Here is a 21,949-nt window from a genome sequence, read left to right as displayed (position 1 = left end):
ACATGCTGACCGACACCACTTCGGCACCGGCACAGTCACCGGCGCTCGAGACGCCCGGCACGGTCGTCCGTGCGGCCGATCGTGCCTATCGGTTGTCCCTGCCTGCCCTGATGGTCGCGCTGGCCGTGCTCGCAGTTGCGGGCCTGGTCAGCGCGACCCGGGGCGCCGCCGGGCTGCCGGTGGCCGGAGTGGTGTCGGCGCTGCTCGACGCGTTGCCCGGGGTCGCGGTCGACTCAGGGCTGACCACCTCCCAGGAGGCGATCCTGTGGTCCATCCGGCTGCCGCGGATGGTGCTGAGCATGCTCGTCGGGGCGGCGCTCGGGATGGCCGGAGCCGCCTACCAGGGGGTCTTCCGCAACCCGCTCGCCGACCCCTACCTGCTCGGGGTCTCGGCGGGGGCCGGACTCGGCGCCGTGCTCGCGCTCGGCTTCGAACTGGACCTGAGCTTCGGGCCCTTCAGCGCAGTCCCTGCAGCAGCGTTCGCCGGCGCACTGCTCGCAGTCAGCGGGTCAGCCCTGATCGCTCGCGGCTCGTTCGCCTCGACCGCGACCCTGCTTCTCTCCGGCGTGGCGATGGCGGCGCTCTTCTCCGCAGCCCAGACCTATGCGTTGCAGCAGCTCGACGAGACAAGGGCGCGAGAGGCACTGAGCTGGCTCTTCGGGCAGCTCACCACCCACGGCTGGGACCAGGTGTTGCTGCTGCTCCCCTATGTCGTCCTCTCCGGCGTGGTGCTGCTCGGCTGCGCCCGACACCTCGACGTGTTGCGCCTGGGGGACGACGAGGCCATGGCGCTCGGACTCAAGCCGGCACGAGTGCGGCTGGTCGTGATCGTCGCGGCCACCCTGATGACGGCTGCGGCGGTGTCGGTCAGCGGCCTGATCGCGTTCGTCGGGCTGGTGGTGCCGCACGTGGTGCGGATGCTCACCAGTCACAGCTATCGGGTGATCCTGCCGCTCTCGGGGCTGCTCGGGGGTGCCTTCCTGGCCGGCGTCGACGTCGGCGCACGCACGCTGGTCGCACCGGCTGAGCTCCCGGTGGGCGTGATCACGGCGTTCGTGGGAGCTCCCTTCTTCGCGTTCGTGCTCTGGCGCCGGGGTGGACCCAGATGAGGCTCCGCGCCGCCGGACTGCGGGTCCGCCTTCGCCGCACGGAGGTGCTGCACGGCATCGACCTCGAGCTGGACGCCGGGGAGTGGCTCGGCGTGATCGGGCCCAACGGCGCCGGCAAGTCGACCCTGCTCAAGGCGCTCGCCGGCGTCCTGCGCCACACCGGCACCCTCGAGATCGGGGCCGGCCCGCGCGCCACTCAGATCGCGCTGATGCCGCAGGCGCCGTTGCTGCCCGACGGCATGTCGGTCGTGGAATACGTCCTGCTCGGCCGCACGGTCCACCTGGGCTGGCTGCGCGGCGAGACCCGCCGAGACCGCCGGATCGCAGCGGACGTGATCGGCAGGTTGGGTCTCGACGAGTTCGCCGACCGTCCCGTCACGTCCCTCTCGGGTGGCGAGGCCCAACGGGCGGTCGTGGCACGAGCCCTCGCCCAGCAGACCCGGGTCCTGCTGCTCGACGAACCGACCAGCGCCCTCGACCTCGGCCACCAGGCCGAGGTGCTGAGCCTGGTCGACGAGCTGCGACGACAAGACGGCATCAGCGTGATCGCCGCGATGCACGACCTCGGCTCCGCCGCGCGCCACGCCGACCGCCTCCAGCTGCTCGCAGCCGGGTCGACCGAGGCGGTCGGTGCCCCCAGCCAGGTGTTGGACCCCGCCGTGCTGTCGCGCGTCTATCGCACCCCGCTCGACGTGCACCGACTCGACGACGAGCTCGTCGTCCTCCCCCACCGCTCGACCACCACCGGAAGGAACACCCCATGACAGACCACGCAGAGCCGCGCACGAAGCGCCCCTACGACAAGCGCGAGCTGCACTCGGCGCCGTCGCTGGTGCTGGTCAACACCGGCCACGGCAAGGGCAAGTCGACGGCAGCCTTCGGCACCGTGCTGCGGTCGGTGGCGCGGGAGTGGCCGACCGCCGTGGTGCAGTTCATCAAGAGCGGCAGCTGGCACACCGGCGAGGAGAAGATCAGCCGTCAGATCGGGGTCGACTGGTTCACCGCCGGCGACGGCTTCAGCTGGGACTCCACCGACCTCGACGAGAGCCGGGCCAAGGCAGTGGCGGCCTGGGCGTTCGCCAAGGACCTCATCAACGCAGGCGAGCACCGGATGATCCTGCTCGACGAGGTCAGCTATCCGATGAACTGGGGTTGGATCGACGCCGACGACGTCGCCGCGACCCTGCGGGAGCGACCGACCGACACCAGCGTCTTCCTCACCGGACGTGAGATGCCGCAGCCGGTCATCGACGTCGCGGACACCGTCACGGAGATGGTGAAGGTCAAGCACGCCTTCGAACAAGGCATCCGGGCACGCAAGGGGATCGACTATTGAGCGGCGCCCTGCTGGTCTGCGGTGCCACCAGCGGTGCCGGCAAGTCCACCGTCACCTCCGCGCTGTGCCGGACCTGGTCAGACGCCGGGCGTGACGTCGCGCCGTTCAAGGCCCAGAACATGTCCAACCACGCCGCGGTCACGGCCGACGGTGGCGAGATCGGACGCGCCCAGGCGATGCAGGCGGTGGCGGCACGGGTGGCCCCGGACCGACGGATGAACCCGATCCTGCTCAAGCCGTCGGCCGAGCGGACCAGCCACCTCGTCGTGCTCGGTGACGAGCTCTCGCTCACGGACGCCGCCGGCTACGGCGAGGTCTCGCGTGGTCTGCGGGACGTGGTCCTCGACGCATTCACCTCGCTGCGCGCGGAGCACGACTGGGTGGTCGCGGAAGGTGCTGGTGGAGCGGCGGAGATCAACCTCCTGGACCGCGACCTGGTCAACCTGCCGCTCGCGGCTGCCGCCGGCATGCCGGCGATCGTGCTGGTCGACATCGACCGTGGCGGGGCGTTCGCGTCGGCATACGGGACCTGGGCGCTGCTCCCGGACCACCTGCGGCGTCAGGTTCGCGGCTTCGTGTTCAACCAGTTCCGCGGCGATGCCTCCCTGCTCGACTCCGGTCATGCAGAGCTCACCGACCGCACCGGGTTGCCAGTGCTCGGAGTGCTCCCGCACCTCGGTCACCATCCGATGCTCGGCCTCGAGGACAGCCTCGACCTGGCGGCGACCACGCGACCGGTCACCTCGCCGTCGCCCCTGCGGGTAGCGGTCGTGCGGCTGCCGCACCTGGCCAACCCGTCCGACTTCGACCCGCTCGTGATGGAACCTTCGGTGAGCCTGCGCTGGGCCACCCATCCCGACGACGTCGAGGACGCGGATCTCGTGATCCTGCCGGGCAGTCGCACGACGGTCGCCGACCTGGCGTGGGCCCGCGAGCGCGGCCTGGCCGACGCCGTGGCCCGCACCGATGCGGCTGTGCTCGGGATCTGCGCCGGCTATCAGATGCTCGGGCGGTGGATCGACGACCCGATCGAGTCAGGATCAGGCCGGGTGTCCGGGCTGGCCCTGCTGGACGTGGAGACGACGTTCGCCACGCCGAAGATCGTGCGCCGGACCGGCTCCGGCTATGAGATCCGGTGGGGACGCCCAACGGGTGGCGATCCCTGGGACGCCCGCGTCGAGGGCAGCCGCCGGGGTTCGGTGCACGGGACCAGCGTGCACGGCCTCTTCGATGACGACAGCTTCAGGCACTCCTTCCTGGGCGAGGTGGCACGGTCGCGTGGACGGCGTTATGTCCCGTCCCCCGTGCCCTTCGACACGGCCGTGGACGAGCACCTCGACCACCTGGCGGCATGGCTCGGCGACCACCTCGACCTGGCGGCCGTGGACGAGATCGCGACCTCGGCCCTGCCGGCCTCCGAGGCCCCGGGGTGGTTCCGATGACGTATGGCGCCAGCATCCTGCCTCCCGGCCCCGACCACCGGCACGTCCTGGTCTGGCAGTTCGATCGTCCGGTGCACGCGTTGTCGTCGGCCTCGGTCGGCGGTGGCTTCAGCACGCCTGCCTGGCTGCTCAACGTCGGTGTGCCGCACGACTACTCGCGGATCGACCTCGACGAGCACGCAGCAGCAATCGCGACCGGGCGGGACCTCTCCGGGTCGGGCATCGCGATGTTCACGGCCGTCGACGTCACCCGGGCGGAGCATGCGTGCTTCGAGGGAGCGTCGGTGTGCGCGACCGTCGGGGTCACCAAGCCGACGTGGGCCGCCGACCCGGAGGCCGGGCACGCCCTCTGGCCGGGCACGATCAACCTGGTCGCGCAGCTGCCGGTCGCCCTGGAGCAGCCCGCGATGGTCCAGGCCCTGCTCGCCATGACGGAGGCCAAGACCCAGGCACTGCTGGAGACGCAGGTGCCCGGCACGGGAACAGCGAGCGACGCGATCACGCTGGTCTGCCCCGTCGCAGACCGGGCGGAGCGGTTCGGGGGTGTGCGGTCCACCTGGGGTCATCGGTTGGCGATGGCGACGCATGCCGCCGTGCACCAGGGGCTGGCCGCACATCCGGGACGTGCCCGATGAGCCGCCTGGGACATCGCGCGATCGGCGTCGCTCTCGGGTTGCTGCTGCAGAAGGCATTGCCGGAGCCGCCGGACCGCTGGCACCCGGTGGGCTGGTTCGGAACGGCGATGCAACGGGTCGAGGCAGTCACCTACGCCGACAGCCGCTCCGCCGGGGTGCGCCATGCCCTCGCGGGTGTCGCGCTCGGCGCGGTGGCCGGCCGGGCGACAAGTTCCACCGTCCTGGCCGTGGGGCTCTGCGCGGCTGGTCGCGAGCTGCGCCGGGCGGCACGGCTGGTCGAGGCACCCCTGCTCGACGGTGACCTGGCAGGCGCTCGCGCCCACCTGCCCTCGCTCGTCGGTCGCGACCCGAGCCGACTCGACGCATCGGCGATCGCTGCAGCCGTGGTCGAGTCGCTGGCGGAGAACTCGGTCGACGCCGTGATCGCACCAGCCGCCTGGGGTCTCCTCGCCGGCGCCCCCGGGGTGCTGGCGCACCGGGCGATCAACACGATGGACGCCATGGTCGGCCACCACGACGACCGCTACGAGAACTACGGCTGGGCCTCAGCCCGCCTCGACGACGGCGCCAACTGGATCCCGGCCCGACTCTTCGCGCTGCTGGTCATGGCGGCCGAGCCCGGCCGCGCGAGCGCTGTCCGCGGAGCCGTACGACGCGATGCCCACCTGCACCCCTCCCCCAACGCCGGCGTGGCGGAAGCCGCGGTCGCTGCCGCGCTCGGGCGTGAGCTCGGCGGCCCGCTGCACTACGGCGAACGCCACGAGGACCGGCCACGACTCGGTGACGGCGCCCGCCCCGAGGCGGTCGACATCTCGAGGGCGCGAGAGCTGACGAGCCGGGTCGAATGGGCGCTCATCGGGGCGCTGGTGCTGCTGTGGTGGACAGACCGCCGGCTCGCGCCCGCCCACGCCGGGGCCATGCGCACGAGGAGGACCACCTGATGGCACTGACCTTCCTGACCGGCGGAGCCCGCAGCGGTAAGTCGGCTCGCGCCGTGCTGATGGCCAGCGCGAGCGACCGTCCTGTCACGTTCATCGCGACCGCGCGGGCAGGTGACGCAGAGATGGCGGACCGGATCCGGCTGCACCGGGCCGAGCGCCCAGCCCGCTGGGAAACCGTCGAGGCGCCGCTCGACCTCGGAGCGGCGGTCGCCGGGGTCGGAGCCGAGTCCGTGGGAATCATCGACTGCCTCTCGTTGTGGGTCGCCAACCTCCTCGAGCGCGGTGACTGCGGGGTCGAGATCGAAGCAGCAGCCGAGCGGGTCGCCGCAGCCTGCGCCGCCAGCAGGGCGGACTGGATCGTGGTCAGCAACGAGGTCGGCATGGGCCTGGTGCCGATGCATCCCCTCGGCCGCGACTACCGCGACCGGCTCGGCCGGGTCAACGCCACCTTCTCCCGCCATGCCTCGCTCGCCCAGCTCATGGTCGCCGGGCGCGCTCTCACGCTCGGTGACCACAACCACGACCTCGACCTCATCACAAGGAGAACCCATGACTGACCTGACCGTGCTGATGAGCACCATCGAGGCGATCCGGCCCGCTTCCGACCAGACCCGGCGGGAGGCCACGGCCGCCATGGCCGACAAGGTCAAGCCCCTGGGCAGCCTGGGTCTCCTGGAGGAGGTCGCGATCCGCATCGCGGCCCTGCGCGGCCGAGTCGACCTGCCCGACCCGACCCCCGCCGTCGTCGTCTGCGCCGCCGACCACGGCATCGCCCGCGAAGGGGTGAGCGCGTTCCCCCAGGCAGTCACCGGGCTGATGCTCACCGCGTTCGGCACCGGCGGGGCCGCCGTGGCGGTGCTGTCCCGAGCCGCCGGTGCCCGGCTGGTGGTGGCCGACCTCGGCGTGATCGACCCACCGGTGGTGCCCGGCGTGCTCGACCTCAGCATCCGTCCGGGCACCGCCAACAGCGTCGACGGTCCGGCGATGACCCCGGCCGAGGCCACTGCGGCGCTCCGCCAGGGCATCGACCTCGCCCATGAGCTCGTCGACGACGGTGTCGACCTCATTGCCCTCGGCGAGATGGGCATCGGCAACACCACCACCGCCAGCGCACTGACCGCTGCGCTCCTCGGTCTTGATGCTGCCGCGACGTGTGGCCGCGGCACCGGCCTCGACGACGAGCAGGTGGCCCACAAGGTCTCGGTGGTCGACCAGGTCCTGGCGCGACACGCATCAGTGTCCGACGACCCACTCGCCGTCCTAGCTGCGATGGGTGGTCTCGAGGTGGCGGCGCTTGCCGGTGTCGTGCTCGGCGCCGCAGAGCGGAAGGTCCCTGTGCTCGTGGACGGGTTCATCACCGGGGCCGCTGCGCTGGTGGCCGCCCGACTCGCGCCCGCGTGCACCGACGCGATGGTCGCAGCGCACCTCTCTCCCGAGCCCGGCCACGCCCTGCAGCTCGCCGCGCTGGGGCTGCGGCCGCTGCTCGACCTGCAGATGCGACTCGGCGAGGGCAGCGGGGCGGCCCTCGCGATCAACGTCGTGCGCTCGTCCATCGCTGTGCTCACCGAGATGGCGACGTTCGCCAGCCTCGGCCTGGACCAGACCAGTCCGGTGACCTGAGTGCGCACCCTGGCCGCGGCCACGATGCTGCTCACCCGGGTGCCGGTCCCGTCCTCGGCGGGAGGCGTCGATCCCGCTCGTGCCGCCGCGCTCTATCCCCTGGTCGGTGCCGGGATCGGGGGCGTCGTGGGGGGCATCGCCGTCGGAGCCGGGGAGCTGTGGCCGGTGCTGGTCGTTGCCACCTTGGCGGTCGCTGCAGAAGTGATCCTCACCGGCGCCCTGCACCTGGACGGGCTGGCCGACTGCGCCGACGGACTGGCCGGCCGCGACCGCGAGCACCGGCTGCAGATCATGAAGGACCACGCCATCGGTGTGTATGCCGCAGCAACCCTGTCACTGCACCTGCTGGTGAAGGTGGCCGCCCTGGCGGCCCTGCTGCACGCGCTTCGGCCGGAGGAGATGCTGCTTCTCCTGGTCGGCGTGTACGCAACGTCTCGCGGAGCGATGCTGCCGCTGGCGCGGCTGCTGCCCTACGCCCGGACCGACGGGACCGGCCGTGCCGTGGTCGAGGGACTGGGCACGAGGCAGCTGCTGACCGGTCTCGTCCTGGTGCTCGTCGGGTCGGCAGCGACGGTCGCTGTCGATCCCGGGGCGGCGCTGCTGGTCACCCTCGTTGCTGCGCTGACCACCCTGTCGATCGGGCTCCTGGCGCAGCGCCGCATCGGCGGCGTGACCGGGGACGTGCTCGGCGCTTGCGCGGAGCTGACCGTGTCAGCCATGTTGTTGGCGGCGGTCGCCGTCCTCGCCTGACGCCGGCCCGCGACGCGCCGTACGCCCGTGCGGGTGCAGACAATCGGGCGGGCATCCCCCTACCGTGGACGGATGGGCCGACTCATCTCTCTCCTTCTCGTCATCTGGTTGGTCATCGGCGCGTTCGCCGCCTACGACCGCGACTACTTCTCGGACGCCAAGACCAACTGCGCGGAGGCGAGCAACATCGCGCTGACCGTCGTCGCCGGTCCGCTGAACTTCATGGGCGTCAACCCGAAGGTGGACTGCAAGAAGGTCGACGTGGACCTCCCCGAACCTTCGAAGTGACCCGCCTGTAGCACCCATTCCCCGGCCCGGGGACCGTTTCGGGCAAACACCACCCGATCGAATCAATCACCGACCCAGTTGGCGCAAAGCCCCTCCGCGCACGCCTGCGCACAGCCACCATTGACGAGGCCGTCTCGTCGAAGGGTGTCTGTACATGTTGCTTGGTCGTGTCGCGACAGCGGTCATCGGTGCCTGCGCATCGCTGCTGTTCGTCGCCGGGCCGGCCAGCGCCGTACCCTCCGATCCCACCGGGGGGACAGCCAAGTCCGCCAGGTCTGCCAAGGCCCCGTCGGCTCTCGAGGCGGCTGTCGCGCGCCACGTCGACCACCGCGAGCAGGCGCTCACGGCCATGATGTCTGCGGCCGACGAGCACGCAGCGGTCGAGCAGGTGCGGGCCCAGCGCCTCGCGGCCCTCGGCTACCACGGCGACGTCACCGACCTCGACCACGTGCTGCCGGTGCCTGCTGACAGCTACCGCATCTCCGCGGGGTTCGGCCTCGCCGGCGCCATGTGGGCAAGCACCCACACCGGTCTCGACTTCGCCGCGTCCTCCGGCACTCCCCTGGTCGCCGTCGCCGACGCGACCGTGACCGAGGTCGCCGATGCCGGCCCCTACGGACTGCGCACGATCCTCACGCTCGAGGACGGCACCGAGGTCTGGTATGCCCACCAGCTGCTGTCACTCGTCGAGCCGGGCCAGACCGTGGAGCTCGGCGAGTCGATCGGGATGGTCGGCTCCACCGGCAACAGCACCGGCCCGCACCTGCACCTCGAGATCCACCCCGACGGCGGAGATGCCATCGACCCGGTCGAGTGGTTGACCGGCCACGACCTGGCTCCCTGAGCTCAGCGCTTGCGCTTCTCGCGTGGGCGCTGCTGCAGGATGATGGGTGTGCCGACGAAGCCGAACTGCTCACGCAGCCTGCGCTCGATGAAGCGCTCGTAGGAAGCGTCGAGCTTGCCGCTGGTGAACAGGATGAAGGTCGGCGGCGACGTCGAGGGCTGGGTGGCGAAGAGGATCTTGGGCTGCTTGCCGCTGCGGACCGGGTGCGGGTGCTCCCCCACCAGCCTGCCCAGGAACGTGTTGAGCGCTCCCGTCGAGATCCGCGTCTCCCAGCCTGCCAGCGCCTTGTCGAGCGCAGGCACGAGCCGGTCGACGTGCCATCCCGTCTTGGCGGTGATGTTGATCCGGGGCGCCCACTGCACCTGCACGAGATCGCGCTCGATCTCACGCTCGAGGTAGTAGCGGCGCTCGTCGTCGACGAGGTCCCACTTGTTGAAGGCGATCACCATGGCACGCCCGGCGTCGCGGATCGTCTGGATGATGCGCATGTCCTGCTCGGAGACCGTCTGGCCGGCGTCCAGCACCAGGACGGCCACCTCGGCCCGGTCGATGGCGGTCGAGGTGCGCAAGGAGGCATAGAACTCGTGACCCGAGGCTTCCTTGACGCGCTTGCGGATGCCTGCCGTGTCGATGAAGCGCCAGGTGCGGTCGCCCATCTCGACCAGCTCGTCGACCGGGTCGACGGTGGTGCCGGCCACGTCGTCGACGACGACCCGCTCGGAGCCGGCGAGCTTGTTGAGGAGGGAGGACTTGCCGACGTTGGGCTTGCCGACCAGGGCGATGCGCCGAGGCCCACCGATCTCACCGAAGGTCTCGGGCGGCGTCTCGGGCAGTGCAGCCAGGATCGCGTCGAGCATGTCGCCGGAGCCACGACCGTGGAGGGCGGAGACGGCGAAGGGCTCGCCCAGTCCCAGGTTCCACAGGCCGTAGGCCTCGGCCTCGGCGCGCTGGTCGTCGACCTTGTTGGCCGCCAGCACGACCGGCTTGCCGGACTTGCGGAGGATCTTGACGACTGCCTCGTCGGCGTCGGTGATGCCGACAGTGGCGTCGACGACGAACAGGACCGCGTCGGCCAGCGTGACGGCGACCTCGGCCTGTGCCGCGATGCGTTCGAACAGGCCACGGGCGTCCGGGTCCCACCCGCCGGTGTCGACGACGGTGAAGGCGCGGCCGTTCCAGTTGGCGTCGTAGGAGACGCGGTCGCGGGTCACGCCCGGCCGGTCCTCGACGACGGCTTCACGGCGGCCGATGATCCGGTTGACGAGGGTGGACTTCCCGACGTTGGGGCGCCCGACGACGGCGAGCACCGGTGTCGGGCCCGTGGGCTCGTCGTCGTACTCGGTCATGGGGCTCCCTGCTGGTCGGGTGGACTGCTGTCCTGGTTGGTGTGCCCGGCTGGTGCCGAGTAGTCGTCGGCATGGCTGCCGAACCCCGTCGCGGGGTCGGCCTCCCGGTCGCCTGCCGGCAGTGGTCCGGGCAGCGACCGCCCGAGCAGCGCGAGGGCTCGCGCTTGTTCCTGCCTGAGGTGCTCCCAGATCAACAACGAAGTGGCCAGGATGTGTTCCCGGGTGCGTGGCCACGGCAGGCGGGGGTGCTCCACGCCTGGCCGAAGACCATGTCGATGGTGCTGCCACGCGGGGGGAGGTCGCCGCTGTGCGCACCCCTGGCACGCGTCCCGACCTGGGTCACCGGGACCACCGGCGCCCCGGACGCCAGCGCGAGATAGGTGACGCCGTGGTGGAAGACGTCGAACTCCCCCGCCCCGCGGGTGCCCTCGGGGAAGATCCCGACCACGCCACCGTCGCGCAGCACGCGCAGGCACGACTTGACGGCGCTCGGGTCTGCGCCGAAGCGGTCGAGAGGGATCTGGCCCGCAGCCCGCAGCACCGGGCCCAGCCTGCCGGCGAACATCTCCTGCTTGGTCAGGGCGTGGACCGGTCGGGGGGACAGGACGGTGAGCAACGGACCATCGAGCCAGCCGGTGTGGTTGGAGGCCAGGATGACCGGACCGTCAGCGGGCACCCGGGTGCGGTCATGGACCTTGACGTCCCAATAGGTGCCCACTCCGGCACGCGCGACCGGTCGCAGGACCCGCAGCAGCCCGCGCCGCGGGTGTTGGTCACTCGGCCTGGGCAGCTCGGTCATGCCTCGGCCTCGAGGGCCTCCACGAGCGTCACGACCTGCTCGATGACCTCGTCCAGCGTGTATGGCGTGGTGTCGATGTGGACCGCGCCCTCGGCCAGCACGAGGGGAGCCGTGGCCCGCCCCGAGTCGATCCGGTCGCGAGCGAGCAGGGAGTCCTGGGTCGCGGCGACGTCGCCGCCGGCCTCGGCGGCCCGGCGGATGGCGCGTGCCTGGGCGTCGGCGCTGAGATAGACCTTCACCGGGGCGTCCGGCGCCACCACCGACCCGATGTCGCGGCCCTCGACGACGATCCCGCCGGCTCCGATGATCTGGCGCTGGAGCTCGAGCAGCCGGGACCGCACCCGGGGCACTGCACTGACCGGGCTCACTGCAGCGTTGACCTCGTCGCTGCGGATGGCGACCGAGACGTCGGCCCCGTCCACGCGGATCGTCGGGTTGTCCGGATCGGTGCCGGACTCGATCTGCGGCTCGTCGGCGTGCGCCGCGATCGCCTCCGGATCGGTCAGGTCGACGCCCTGGGCGAGCATCCACCAGGTGATCGCGCGGAACATCGCACCCGTGTCGAGGTAGCGCAGCCCGAGCCGCCCTGCGACTCCCCGCGAAGTGCTGGACTTGCCGGAGCCGGAGGGTCCATCAATGGCTACGACAAGTGAACTCACGGGGGGTGAGACTACCGGTGGATCGTCCATCCGCGGGATTCCAGGGCGTCGAGGAGGTGCTCGGCGCGACTCTCCTCCACCACCAGCTCGGTGAGCCCGACCGGCCGGCCGGGATCGTGGTCGATGTGCACGTCCTCGATGTTGACGCCGATCTCGCCGGCGTCGCCGAACAGGCGCGCGAGCTCACCGGGGTTGTCAGGCACGGAGACGAACACCGAGAGCATCGGCCGGACCGGACCGCCGTGCTTGCCCGGGATCGCCAAGGTGCCGGCGACCCCCTCACCGAGGATGGAGCGCAGGGTCTCCCACTCGTCGTTGTGGACCGCGTCGATGAGGACGTCGAGGCGCCCCCGCAGCTCGCCCAGGAGCTCGCCGACCGCCTGTGAGTTGGCAGCGAGGATCTGCTGCCACAGCACCGGGTCGCTCGCAGCGATCCGGGTGACGTCACGCACTCCCTGCCCTGACAGCGCGAGGTGGTCGGGTGGCGCGCCAGCAAGGCGTCCAGCGACCAGCACGGCCGCCAGGTGAGGCAGGTGGGAGGTGCGGGCGACGGCCTTGTCGTGCTCCACCGGGGAGAGCCTCGTCGCCATCGCTCCGCAGACGTCGATCAGCCGCATCACCGCCTCGACGGCCGCCGGGCAGAGCCCTCGTGCGGGGTGATCGCCCAGGGGCGACCGTCGAAGAGTGCGGCGCTTGCGGCCAGCGGCCCCGAGCGCTCGCTGCCGGCCATCGGGTGCGACCCGACATACCTCGACAGCTGGTCAGGTGTCACCCGGGGAGTCACCTCGGCCAGCGGGCGGCCCTTGACGCTGCCGACATCGGTGACGACCGCGTCGCTGCCGTCCAGCGCCGCCGTGATCGCGTCGGCGAGGTGATCGGGGGGTACGGCGACGACGACGAGCCCCGGCCGGTCGTCGGCCCGCCTGGGCCGACCCGCGCCCAGGCCGCTGGCGGTGCGGACGTGCTCGGCCGAGATGTCGGTGAGCACCACCTCCATCCCTGCACGACGGCACGCCAGACCGATCGAGGTCCCGAGGAGTCCGGTGCCGACGATCTCGATCAGCGTCGCGTCCTCAGTCGTCATCGGGGACGTCGCGCGTCTTGACGAGGTCGCGCCGCAGGTTGGCCGCTCCGTGCAGGTAGACGTGGGTGATCTCGGCGCGCGGCAGGTCGGTCTCGACGTGCGCGAGCATCCGCACGCAGCGCGGCATCGAGCCCTCGATCTCCAGCTCCCGGGCGCAGATCAGCGGGACGTCACCGAACCCGAGGCGGCGCGCGGCGTAGGCAGGGAACTCACTGACCAGGTCGCTGGTCGCGGTGAAGATGACGGAGATGAAGTCGTCGACCTCCAGGTGGTTGACGCTCATCACGTCGGTCACCATCTCCGCGACCCGGTCGAGCATGTGCTCGCGCGTGTCGGAGTCGAGCTGGGTCGCTCCCCTGATTGCCCTCGTTGCCACGGGCGTCACCCTAGCTGCGTGGGCTGCCCGGTGGATCAGCCCCGCTCGGTGTCGAGCAGCTCCCCCAGCTCGGTGAGCGTCAGGTCACGCATCTCCCCCAGCGGCAGCCGGCCGAGCTCGACGGGCCCGATCGAGGTGCGGGTCAGTCGGGTGACTGGGTGACCGACGTGCTCCAGCAGGCGCCGGACGATGCGGTTGCGGCCCTCGTGGATGACCAGCTCGACGATGGTGCGTTCGCGCGAGGTCCGCCCGTGACTGCCTTCGACGATGCGGGCGCGCGCGACCTCGACGGGTCCGTCGTCGAGCTCCACGCCGCGCAGCAGCTGCTTGATGATCCCCTTGTGCAGCTCTCCCTCGACCTCGGCGACATAGGTCTTCTCGATCTCGAAGGAGGGGTGCGCGAGCCGCTGGGCGAAGTCACCGTCGTTGGTGAGGATGATCAGGCCCGACGTGTCGGTGTCGAGCCGGCCCACGTGAAAGAGGCGTTCGGCACGCTCGGCCACCAGGTCGCCGATGCACGTGCGTCCCTCGGGGTCGGACATCGTCGACACGACCCCGCGCGGCTTGTTGAGGACCAGATAGACGTTTGCCGAGATGGGGGGCAGCAGACGTCCCTCGACCCTGATCACCGCGGTGCGCGGGTCGACCTTGGTGCCCAGGCGGGTGACCACCTCGCCGTCGACCTCGACCGCACCCTCGAGCATCAGCTCCTCGCACTTGCGCCGGCTGGCGACTCCCGACTGTGCGAGCAGCTTCTGCAGCCGGATCATCCCGTCGGCGTCGGTCTCCGGGCGCTGGGAGGAGGGGTGGTTGCCCTTGTCGTCGTGGGGCTTCATGCGATCTCGGTCCCGCCGTCGGGTTCGGTGCCCTGGCCGCTGTGGGGCGAAGAGTGCGCTGACGACTGCCCTGCCGGCTCCGCCGGCTGCTGCGGGGTCGGCTGCGGGGTCGGCTCCGCCGGCTGCTGCGCGGCCGGTTCGGCGGCGTGCGACGCCAGCTGGCCGAGCTCGCCCTCGAGGTCGTCCATGTCGGGCAGGTATGGCGCGAGCTCGGGCAGCTCCCCGAGCGAGGTGATCCCGATCCGCTCGAGGAAGTAGGTCGTGGTCCGATAGAGGTTGGCGCCCGTCTCGTGGTCCTGACCGGCTTCCTCGACCAGGCCCCGGTTGAGCAGCGTGCGCATGACACCGTCGACATTGACGCCGCGGATCGCCGAGACCCGTGCGCGCGAGACCGGCTGCTTGTAGGCGACGACCGCCAGCGTCTCGAGAGCAGCCTGGGTCAGCCGTGCCTGCTGCCCCTCGAGGACGAAGCCCTCGACCACGGCAGCGAACTCGTCGCGGGAGTAGAAGCGCCAGCCACCGGCGACGTTGCGCAGCTCGAAGCCACGGCCCTGCTCGACATACTCGCCGGCCAGCTCCGTCAGCGCTGCGTCCACCGCCTCGACGGGGTGCCCCACCACGGACGCGAGCTGGACCTTGTCGAGCGGTTCGTCGGCGACGATCAGGATCGCCTCGAGCGAGGGCCGCAGGTCGGCCACCGCGACGTCCAGCGTCTCCACCTCGGTCGGCGGTGGAGTCGGGGTCTCACTCATCGTCGTGCCCTTCAGGTTGCTCGGTGCCGTCGAACTCGTCGGTGATCTCGATGTCGCCCTCCTCGGCGCCGGTCCAGCGCACCGTGAGCTCCCCGAGGGGGTGACCTGTTCGAAGGAGATCACACCTTCGCGGAAGAGCTCGAGGAGGGAGAGGAACCTCGCGACGGTCGTCAGCCTGTCGGGTGAGTCGCCGCAGAGCGCCCGGAACGTCATGGTCCCCGACCGGCGCAGCCGATCGACGACGAGCGCCGCCTGCTCGCGCACGCTCACCTTGGCCGCGTGGATGTGCTGCAGCGACACCTCGAGGACCGGCTTGGGCTCGAGCGCCTTGGCGGCGAGCTGCGCGAACTGGTCGAGCCCGATCCCGATCAGCACCTCTGGCAACAAGGTGGCGAACCGCTCCTCCATGCCGACCTGGCGCGGGTGTCGGGTCGACTCGGCCGCGAGCCGCTCAGCGAGGGCGCCTGCGACCAGCTTGAAGGCGCGGTATTGGAGCAGTCGGGCGAAGAGGAGGTCGCGCGCCTCCAGCAGGGCCAGGTCCTCCTCGTCCTCGACGTCGCCCTGGGGCAGCAGCCGGGCGGCCTTGAGGTCGAGCAGGGTCGAGGCGACCAGCAGGAACGAGGTGGTCTGCTCCAGGTCCCACACCGGCCCACCGGTCTTGACGTGGGCGATGAACTCGTCGGTGACCCGCGACAACGCCACCTCGGTGATGTCGAGCTTGTGCTTGGCGATCAGGCTGAGCAGCAGGTCGAAGGGGCCCTCGAAGTTCTCCAGGTGTACGGCGAAGGCCGGCGCCTCACCGTCACCGGGCGCCCCTGCGACGAGGTTCCCGCTCCCGAGTGTGGCGCTCACTCCTCGCTCAGACGCCGGACCAGTGCACTGTCGTGCCCGTTGGCCTCGAAGTCGGCGAGCACGAGCGCGAGCGCCTCGCGCACCAGGCGCCCCCGATCGACGGCCAGGCCCTGGTTGCGGCGCAGCGTGAGCCGGGCGTGCTCGATGTCGAGGAGCTCGTCGGCGGTGACGTAGACAGTCATCTTCTCGTCGTGCCGAACCCGGCCGCTGGGCTTCTTGTTGGCACCGGCCTCGGGCTCTCCCGGACGGTCGGCCACGGCGCGGACCGGACGCGCAGCGGCCTCCTGCGCGTCGACGGTCTTGCGGAAGAGGTCGTCGGCCGAAGGCAGGCTCACTCGGCGGGCCATCGGGTGAGCACCTCCCTGGCGAGCTGGCGGTAGTGACCGGCGCCGGTCGAGCTCGACGCATAGGCAGTGATCGGCTCGCCGGCGACCGTGGCGTCGGAGAACTTCACGGTCCGGCGGATGACGGTGTGGAAGACCTTGTCGCCCCAGGCCTGCACGAGACGCTCCATCACCTCACGGCTGTGGAGGGTGCGACCGTCGAACATCGTGCCGAGCACGCCGTCGATCTCGAGACCCGGATTGAGTCGTTCGCGCACCTTGTCGATGGTGGTCTTCAGCAGGGCGACTCCGCGGAGCGCGAAGTATTCGCACTCCAGGGGCACGATCACGCCGTCGGAGGCCGTGAGGGCGTTGACGGTCAGCAGGCCCAACGACGGCTGGCAGTCGATCAGGATGACGTCGTAGTCGCTCAGCGCCGGCGCCAGCACCCGCTGCAGGGTCTGCTCGCGCGCGACCTCGTGGACCAGCTGGACCTCGGCGGCCGACAGGTCGATGTTGGACGGCAGGAGGTCCATGCCCGGCACCCCGGTCGGCACCACGACGTCCGCGAGCTCGATGTCACGCTGCATCAGCAGGTTGTAGATCGACAGGTCCATCTCGTGCGGGTTGAGGCCGAGCCCCACCGAGAGCGACCCCTGGGGGTCGAAGTCGACCAGCAGCACCTTGCGGCCGAACTCGGCCAGGGACGCTCCCAGGTTGATCGTCGTGGTGGTCTTGCCGACGCCACCCTTCTGGTTGCACATCGACACCACGCGGGCCCGGGTGCGAGCACCCACCGGGCGCGGTTCGGGGAAGTCGGGCATCGGCCGACCGGTCGGGCCGATCTCCGGGGCGCGCTGGGCCGCCTCGGTGACCGGGCTGGATTCCACGACGGACTCCACGGGGGTCTCCTCAGGACGGGGGAACGGGATGGTCTCGGTGACGCCGGTCGCCGGCTGGGCCGGGGCGCTCGGCTGGGGCGATCTCACCAGGGGCGGCATCTGCGGAGCGCTGCTGCCGGAACCTTGCGGAAATGATGTGGGTCCGCCACTGGTCACTGGACAACTCCTAGATTCGACTGGTCCGATTGCACCACGGACGGGGCGGAAGACTTTGTCGACACGGCGACACTTCTCGGGCAGTTCCGGGCGAGCCTAGGACCCGGGTCGGAAGGTCACAACAGGTGGGGCCAAACCGCACAGGCCGGCGGCGAAATCTGTGCAGGAGCCCCCGCCTGAGTGCACAGGGCACCTCGGACCTGTGCACAAACCTGTGCACTGCGCGGACCGGCCAGTCAGAGCCTGCGCATGGCAGCCGTCGCGAGCACCAGGGCGCCGTACTCGTCGGTGGCGTCGCAGTCCACGACGGCCTCGATCACCCAGTCGTGGTGGCCTTCGGGGTCGTGGATCGTCTGGCGTACGTCGCGGACCCGGGCGGTCTCGTCCTCCTCGCCGCCCACGGGGAGCCCGACGCGTTCGTCCCCGATGTCCAGCATCGAGGGACCGCGGGCATCGGCGTCGGTGAGGACGCTGTCGTGCTCGTCGTAGTAGGCCTCGATCGCCGCGTCCCACACCGACCTGCCCATCACGACCGCGCGCGGAGGGTCCAGCCGGTCCGCCGCGGCCCGCTCGAGCCGGAGGAGTCCGTCCAGGTCGTCGCGCACCACCAGGTCGACACGGGCCCACATCGCGTTGCGGATCATCACCTCGAAGACCCGGCCCTGCCTGCTCAGTGGCCTCGGCGGCGGTGGCGGCTCGTGCGCCACGATCCGACCCGGGACGTGCTCGGGGTCGGCGAGTGCCTCCCACTCGTCGAGCAGTGACGAGTCGGTCTGGCGGATCGTCTCCCCCAGCCAGTCGATGATGTCGTCGAGCTCGGGCGTGTGGTGCGCCTCGGGGACGGTCTGGCGCAGGGTGCGATAGGCGTCGGTGAGATAGCGCAGCACCAGGCCTTCTGAGCGCGCCAGCTGATAGCGGGAGACGAAGTCGGTGAAGCCCATGGCCTGCTCCCACATCTCCCGCACGACCGACTTCGGATCCAGGGCGTCCTCGCGCAACCACGGGTGGGTCTGGCGATAGATCTCATAGACGCCGGTCAGCAGCTCGGACAGGGGCTGCGGCCAGGTGATCTGGTCGAGCAGGGCCATCCGCTCGTCGTAGTCGATCCCGTCGGCCTTCATCTCCTGCACCGCCTCGCCCCGCGCGGCGAACTGCTGGGCCATCAGGATCTGCCGGGGTGCCTCGAGCACCGACTCGACCACCGAGACGATGTCGAGGGTGTAGGTCTCGGCCTCCGGGTCGAGCACGTCGAAGGCCGCGAGTGCGAAGTGGGCCAGGGGCTGGTTGAGGGCGAAGTCGACCGGCAGGTCGACGGTGACGACATAGCGACGCCCGTGCACGTCGGGCTCCTCGAGCCGGGTGACGACCCCGGTGTTGACCAGCGACCGCGTCAACCGCAGCGCCCGGCGAGCCAGTCGCAGCTGCTGCCGGCGGTCCTCGTGGTTGTCGGTGAGGAGCCGGCGCAGGACGGGGAAGGCGTCCTCCTCGCGGGAGAGGACGTTGATCAGCATCGCGTTGTCGACCCGCATCCGTGACGTGAGCTGCTCGGGCACTCCCGCGACCAGCTTGTCGTAGGTCTGCTCGGTCCACACGACTGTGCCCTCGGGTGGCTTCTTCAGCTGTGCCTTGGACTTCCGCTTGGCGTTGGCGCCGGGGGCACTGTTCTTCGCCTCCGCCTTTGCCTTGGCCCGCTCGTTGTCGATGACGTGCTCCGGCGCCTGGACGACGACGTTGCCGGCGACGTCGAAGCCGGCGCGGCCGGCTCGTCCGGCGATCTGCTGGAACTCCCGGGCCCGCAGGACCCGTTGCCGGTTGCCGTCGAACTTGGCGAGCCCGCTGAAGAGCACGGTGCGGATGGGGACGTTGATGCCCACTCCGAGCGTGTCGGTGCCGCAGATGACCGTCAGCAGTCCCGACTGCGCCAGCTGCTCCACCAGCCGGCGATACTTCGGCAGCATCCCTGCGTGGTGGACACCGATCCCGTTGCGGACCATCTTGGACAGCGTCCTGCCGAAGCCGGAGCCGAAGCGGAAGCCGCCGATCCGCTCGGCGATCGCCTCCTTGTCCACCTTCTTCGGGGGCCTGCGCAAGAGGTTTGTCGCGTGCTCGACCGCAGCAGCCTGGGTGAAGTGGACGACATAGACCGGGGCCTGACCGGTGGTGACGAGCTCCTCCAGGGTCTCGTCGAGGTGCTGCAGCGACCAGGTGAACGTCAGCGGCACCGGGCGCTCGGCGTCGGCGACCACGGCCACCTCGCGGCGCGTACGGCGATGCAGGTCCTCGACGAAGAAGGAGACATCGCCCAGGGTGGCCGACATCAGCAGGAACTGCGCGTCGAGCAGCTCCAGCAGCGGCACCTGCCAGGCCCAGCCGCGGTCGGGCTCGGCATAGAAGTGGAACTCGTCCATCACGACGAGCCCCACGTCTGCCGCACGGCCCTCCCGCAGCGCGATGTTGGCCAGGATCTCGGCCGTGCAGCAGATGATCGGTGCCTCGGGGTTCACGGCCGCGTCGCCGGTCAGCATCCCGACGTTGTCGGCGCCGAACACCTCGCACAACGCGAAGAACTTCTCGCTCACCAACGCCTTGATCGGAGCGGTGTAGAAGCTGACCTTGTCACCTGCCAGCGCGGCAGCGTGGGCCCCGATGGCGACCAGCGACTTCCCCGAGCCCGTCGGGGTGGCGAGGATGACGTGGTTGCCGCCGAGCAGCTCGATGACGGCCTCGTCCTGGTGGGGATAGAGCTCGAGGCCCTGCTCCCCCACCCAGGTCGCGAATGCGTCATAGACCTCATCCGCGTCGCCGCGGACCCGGCTCAGGTGGATGGTCATCAGTCCCTCGCTCGTGGGTGTGCCGTGGCGAAGACCTCGCGCAGGTTGTCGACCGTCACCAGGGTGTAGACTTGGGTCGTGGTGACGCTCGCGTGTCCCAGCAGCTCCTGCACGACGCGGACGTCTGCCCCACCGTCGAGGAGGTGGGTCGCGAACGAGTGACGAAGGGTGTGAGGGGAGACGTCGCGCGTGACACCGGCGCGTTCGGCTGTCCGGACCAGGACCGCCCAGGCGCTCTGCCGCGACAGCCGGCCGCCCCTGGAGTTGAGGAACAACGCCCCGGCGGGCGTCTTTGCGGTGGCCAGCTCGGGCCGCGCCCGGGTGAGGTAGGCGGCGACGGCGTCGAGGGCATAGCCCCCGATCGGGACCAGCCGTTCCTTGCTGCCCTTGCCTCGCAGCAGGACGGTCGCGTCGACCGTGTCCACGTCGTCCACGTCGAGCCCGACGGCCTCGGAGATGCGCGCGCCCGTGCCGTAGAGGACCTCCAGCATCGCCCTGTCCCGCAGGGCCAGGGCCGTCCCGGCCACTCCTGCGGCTTCCAGGATCGCCTCGACGTCGGCGAGCGGGAGCGCCTTGGGCAGCCGCTTGGCCGGGGTCGGCGGCTTGACCCCGCTGGCCGGGTCGGCGGCGGCCAGGCCGTCGGCCACGGCGAACTTGTGGAAGCCCCGCACCGCCACCACGGTGCGAGCAGCGGACGTCGCGCTGAGGGCCTGGTGGTCGGCGTCGCCCTCGCGGAGCCGCATCAAGAACCCGGCCACGTGCCCCTCCGTGACGTCGTCGAGCGAGCTCACGTCCTGGCTGGCCAGGAACTCGGCATACCGCCTCAGGTCGCGACGGTAGGAGCTGAGCGTGTTGGCCGCCAGGCCGCGTTCGACGGCCAGGTGGTCGAGATAGGTGCGGATGGCTCGCGTCAGGGCAGCCGTCTCACTCACGTGAGGACGGTATCCACCCCGACTGCCTCGATCCCGACCGCCTCGCCCACAGGGGCGTTGGTGAGCTGGCCCGCGTGCGTGTTGAGCCCGAACGCGAGGCTGTGGTCGTCCGTGCACGCCCGTCGCCAGCCCTTGTCTGCCAGGGCCACTGCATAGGGGAGGGTCACGTTGGTCAGGGCGTATGTCGACGTGTGCGGCACAGCGCCAGGCATGTTGGCCACGCAGTAGAAGATCGACTCGTGCACCTGGTAGGTCGGGTCGGCGTGCGTGGTGGGCCGCGTGTCCTCGAAGCAGCCGCCCTGGTCGACCGAGATGTCCACGAGGACCGAGCCCGGCTTCATCCGGGACACCAGGTCGTTGGAGATCAGGGTCGGCGCCTTCGCGCCGGGGACGAGCACGGCTCCGATGACGAGGTCGGCGTCGAGGCACGCGCGCTCGATCTCGTAGCCGTTGGACGCGATCGTCTGCAGGTGGCCCTGATAGATGCGGTCGGCGGCCCGGAGCTTGTTGATGTCCTTGTCGAGCAGCAGCACCTCGGCGTGCATGCCGAGCGCGATCGCGGCCGCGTTCATCCCCGAGACGCCGGCGCCGATGACGACGACCTTGCCGTGGTAGACCCCGGAGACACCGCCGAGCAGCACACCGCGCCCGCCGCCGCCGCGCATCAGGTGATAGGCGCCCGCCTGGGGGGCCAGCCGCCCGGCGACCTCCGACATCGGATGCAGCAGCGGCAGCGCACCGTCGGGGCTCTGAACGGTCTCATAGGCGATCGCGGTGATCCGGCGCTTGATCAGCTCCTGGGTCAACGCCTTGTCGGCGGCGAGGTGGAGATAGGTGAACAGCACCTGGTCCTCGCGCATGCGCGGGTATTCCTCCTCGATCGGCTCCTTGACCTTGAGGATCAGCTCGCCGGCCTCCCAGACCTCGTCGGCGGTCGCGAGGATGGTCGCTCCGGCGGCCACGAACTCGTCGTCGGTGATGGAGGAACCCAGCCCGGCACCCTCCTCGACCACGACGTCATGCCCATGGAGCGTGAGCTCGTGGACACCCGCCGGCGTGATCGCCACTCGGTATTCGTGGTTCTTGACTTCCTTCGGGACGCCGACCTTCACCTGTTCTCCTGGGGTTTCCTGGGA

At 70.7% G+C, this 21,949-nt stretch carries 25 protein-coding genes and 1 pseudogene; 11 read left to right on the top strand and 15 right to left on the bottom strand.

What is annotated here, in order from left to right; genetic code table 11:
• Nucleotides 1–2 precede the first annotated feature (2 nt).
• The 11 genes from G7071_RS14480 (at nt 3) to G7071_RS14430 (ending at nt 8,965) form a co-directional block, all read left to right on the top strand.
• Nucleotides 3–1,109 carry a FecCD family ABC transporter permease gene (locus G7071_RS14480; protein ID WP_166319909.1) on the top strand — a complete coding sequence of 369 codons (1,107 nt, stop codon included), beginning with the start codon at nt 3–5 and terminating at the stop codon, nt 1,107–1,109.
• The gene (locus G7071_RS14475) at nt 1,106–1,873 is read left to right on the top strand and encodes an ABC transporter ATP-binding protein (RefSeq protein ID WP_166319907.1); all 768 of its coding nucleotides are present in this window, start codon (nt 1,106–1,108) and stop codon (nt 1,871–1,873) included. Before G7071_RS14480 ends, G7071_RS14475 begins: the two co-directional genes overlap by 4 nt.
• Entirely contained in the window at nt 1,870–2,445 is a 576-nt protein-coding gene (cobO, locus tag G7071_RS14470; RefSeq protein WP_166319905.1) for a cob(I)yrinic acid a,c-diamide adenosyltransferase, read from the top strand. Before G7071_RS14475 ends, cobO begins: the two co-directional genes overlap by 4 nt.
• Nucleotides 2,442–3,887: a cobyric acid synthase gene (locus G7071_RS14465; protein ID WP_166319903.1), complete on the top strand. Its 1,446-nt coding sequence runs from the start codon at nt 2,442–2,444 to the stop codon at nt 3,885–3,887. The genes cobO and G7071_RS14465 overlap by 4 nt, the downstream gene beginning before the upstream one ends.
• Nucleotides 3,884–4,522 carry an adenosylcobinamide amidohydrolase gene (locus G7071_RS14460; protein WP_166319901.1) on the top strand — a complete coding sequence of 213 codons (639 nt, stop codon included), beginning with the start codon at nt 3,884–3,886 and terminating at the stop codon, nt 4,520–4,522. Before G7071_RS14465 ends, G7071_RS14460 begins: the two co-directional genes overlap by 4 nt.
• Nucleotides 4,519–5,463, top strand: coding sequence for a CobD/CbiB family cobalamin biosynthesis protein (locus tag G7071_RS14455; protein ID WP_166319899.1), 945 nt, complete (start codon nt 4,519–4,521; stop codon nt 5,461–5,463). The genes G7071_RS14460 and G7071_RS14455 overlap by 4 nt, the downstream gene beginning before the upstream one ends.
• Nucleotides 5,463–6,020 carry a bifunctional adenosylcobinamide kinase/adenosylcobinamide-phosphate guanylyltransferase gene (cobU, locus tag G7071_RS14450; protein WP_166319897.1) on the top strand — a complete coding sequence of 186 codons (558 nt, stop codon included), beginning with the start codon at nt 5,463–5,465 and terminating at the stop codon, nt 6,018–6,020. Before G7071_RS14455 ends, cobU begins: the two co-directional genes overlap by 1 nt.
• A complete protein-coding gene (gene cobT, locus G7071_RS14445) occupies nt 6,013–7,083 on the top strand; it encodes a nicotinate-nucleotide--dimethylbenzimidazole phosphoribosyltransferase (protein WP_166319895.1) in 1,071 nt (356 codons plus the stop codon). The genes cobU and cobT overlap by 8 nt, the downstream gene beginning before the upstream one ends.
• Complete coding sequence (gene cobS, locus G7071_RS14440; RefSeq protein ID WP_166319893.1) at nt 7,084–7,833, top strand: adenosylcobinamide-GDP ribazoletransferase; 750 nt, start codon at nt 7,084–7,086, stop codon at nt 7,831–7,833. It begins immediately after the preceding gene.
• 72 nt (nt 7,834–7,905) lie between these two features.
• Nucleotides 7,906–8,121 carry a hypothetical protein gene (locus G7071_RS14435; RefSeq protein WP_166319891.1) on the top strand — a complete coding sequence of 72 codons (216 nt, stop codon included), beginning with the start codon at nt 7,906–7,908 and terminating at the stop codon, nt 8,119–8,121.
• A gap of 154 nt (nt 8,122–8,275) precedes the next feature.
• Nucleotides 8,276–8,965, top strand: a complete 690-nt coding sequence (locus G7071_RS14430) for a M23 family metallopeptidase (protein ID WP_166319889.1) — start codon at nt 8,276–8,278, stop codon at nt 8,963–8,965.
• A 2-nt stretch (nt 8,966–8,967) separates the two neighbouring features.
• Here the strand turns inward: G7071_RS14430 and der are convergent, their stop codons facing one another.
• The 15 genes and pseudogenes from der to ald form a co-directional block, all read right to left on the bottom strand.
• Nucleotides 8,968–10,311, bottom strand: a complete 1,344-nt coding sequence (gene der / locus G7071_RS14425; protein WP_166319887.1) for a ribosome biogenesis GTPase Der — start codon at nt 10,309–10,311, stop codon at nt 8,968–8,970.
• Nucleotides 10,308–10,508, bottom strand: a complete 201-nt coding sequence (locus G7071_RS14420; RefSeq protein WP_166319885.1) for a hypothetical protein — start codon at nt 10,506–10,508, stop codon at nt 10,308–10,310. The genes der and G7071_RS14420 overlap by 4 nt, the downstream gene beginning before the upstream one ends.
• Complete coding sequence (locus tag G7071_RS14415; protein ID WP_166319884.1) at nt 10,502–11,110, bottom strand: lysophospholipid acyltransferase family protein; 609 nt, start codon at nt 11,108–11,110, stop codon at nt 10,502–10,504. Before G7071_RS14415 ends, G7071_RS14420 begins: the two co-directional genes overlap by 7 nt.
• Nucleotides 11,107–11,769, bottom strand: a complete 663-nt coding sequence (gene cmk, locus G7071_RS14410; protein WP_246210037.1) for a (d)CMP kinase — start codon at nt 11,767–11,769, stop codon at nt 11,107–11,109. The genes G7071_RS14415 and cmk overlap by 4 nt, the downstream gene beginning before the upstream one ends.
• An 11-nt stretch (nt 11,770–11,780) precedes the next feature.
• Nucleotides 11,781–12,386 (bottom strand): prephenate dehydrogenase dimerization domain-containing protein, encoded by a 606-nt coding sequence (locus tag G7071_RS19715; protein WP_281351679.1) that lies wholly within the window; start codon nt 12,384–12,386, stop codon nt 11,781–11,783.
• Nucleotides 12,386–12,853, bottom strand: a complete 468-nt coding sequence (locus G7071_RS19710) for a prephenate dehydrogenase/arogenate dehydrogenase family protein (protein ID WP_281351678.1) — start codon at nt 12,851–12,853, stop codon at nt 12,386–12,388. The genes G7071_RS19715 and G7071_RS19710 overlap by 1 nt, the downstream gene beginning before the upstream one ends.
• Nucleotides 12,843–13,229 carry a chorismate mutase gene (gene aroH / locus G7071_RS14400; protein WP_166319882.1) on the bottom strand — a complete coding sequence of 129 codons (387 nt, stop codon included), beginning with the start codon at nt 13,227–13,229 and terminating at the stop codon, nt 12,843–12,845. Before aroH ends, G7071_RS19710 begins: the two co-directional genes overlap by 11 nt.
• A gap of 35 nt (nt 13,230–13,264) precedes the next feature.
• Nucleotides 13,265–14,065, bottom strand: coding sequence for a pseudouridine synthase (locus G7071_RS14395; RefSeq protein WP_166319881.1), 801 nt, complete (start codon nt 14,063–14,065; stop codon nt 13,265–13,267).
• Nucleotides 14,062–14,817 (bottom strand): SMC-Scp complex subunit ScpB, encoded by a 756-nt coding sequence (gene scpB, locus G7071_RS14390; protein ID WP_166319880.1) that lies wholly within the window; start codon nt 14,815–14,817, stop codon nt 14,062–14,064. The genes G7071_RS14395 and scpB overlap by 4 nt, the downstream gene beginning before the upstream one ends.
• Nucleotides 14,810–15,669, bottom strand: a pseudogene (locus tag G7071_RS14385) (segregation and condensation protein A). The gene scpB and the pseudogene G7071_RS14385 overlap by 8 nt, the downstream one beginning before the upstream one ends.
• Nucleotides 15,666–16,016, bottom strand: a complete 351-nt coding sequence (locus G7071_RS14380; RefSeq protein WP_166319879.1) for a hypothetical protein — start codon at nt 16,014–16,016, stop codon at nt 15,666–15,668. Before G7071_RS14380 ends, G7071_RS14385 begins: the two are co-directional and overlap by 4 nt.
• On the bottom strand, nt 16,001–16,993 hold the full coding sequence (locus G7071_RS14375; RefSeq protein ID WP_166319878.1) for a ParA family protein: 993 nt from the start codon (nt 16,991–16,993) through the stop codon (nt 16,001–16,003). The genes G7071_RS14380 and G7071_RS14375 overlap by 16 nt, the downstream gene beginning before the upstream one ends.
• Nucleotides 16,994–17,286: 293 nt before the next feature.
• Nucleotides 17,287–19,881 carry a DEAD/DEAH box helicase gene (locus tag G7071_RS14370; RefSeq protein WP_166319877.1) on the bottom strand — a complete coding sequence of 865 codons (2,595 nt, stop codon included), beginning with the start codon at nt 19,879–19,881 and terminating at the stop codon, nt 17,287–17,289.
• The gene (gene xerD / locus G7071_RS14365) at nt 19,881–20,813 is read right to left on the bottom strand and encodes a site-specific tyrosine recombinase XerD (protein ID WP_166319875.1); all 933 of its coding nucleotides are present in this window, start codon (nt 20,811–20,813) and stop codon (nt 19,881–19,883) included. Before xerD ends, G7071_RS14370 begins: the two co-directional genes overlap by 1 nt.
• The gene (gene ald, locus G7071_RS14360) at nt 20,810–21,925 is read right to left on the bottom strand and encodes an alanine dehydrogenase (RefSeq protein WP_166319873.1); all 1,116 of its coding nucleotides are present in this window, start codon (nt 21,923–21,925) and stop codon (nt 20,810–20,812) included. Before ald ends, xerD begins: the two co-directional genes overlap by 4 nt.
• Nucleotides 21,926–21,949 lie beyond the last annotated feature (24 nt).

Origin of the sequence: Nocardioides piscis (assembly GCF_011300215.1) — a bacterium.
In the GTDB taxonomy this organism is placed as follows: Bacteria; Actinomycetota; Actinomycetes; order Propionibacteriales; family Nocardioidaceae; genus Nocardioides; species Nocardioides piscis.
This window is presented reverse-complemented; position numbering and strand designations above follow the sequence as displayed.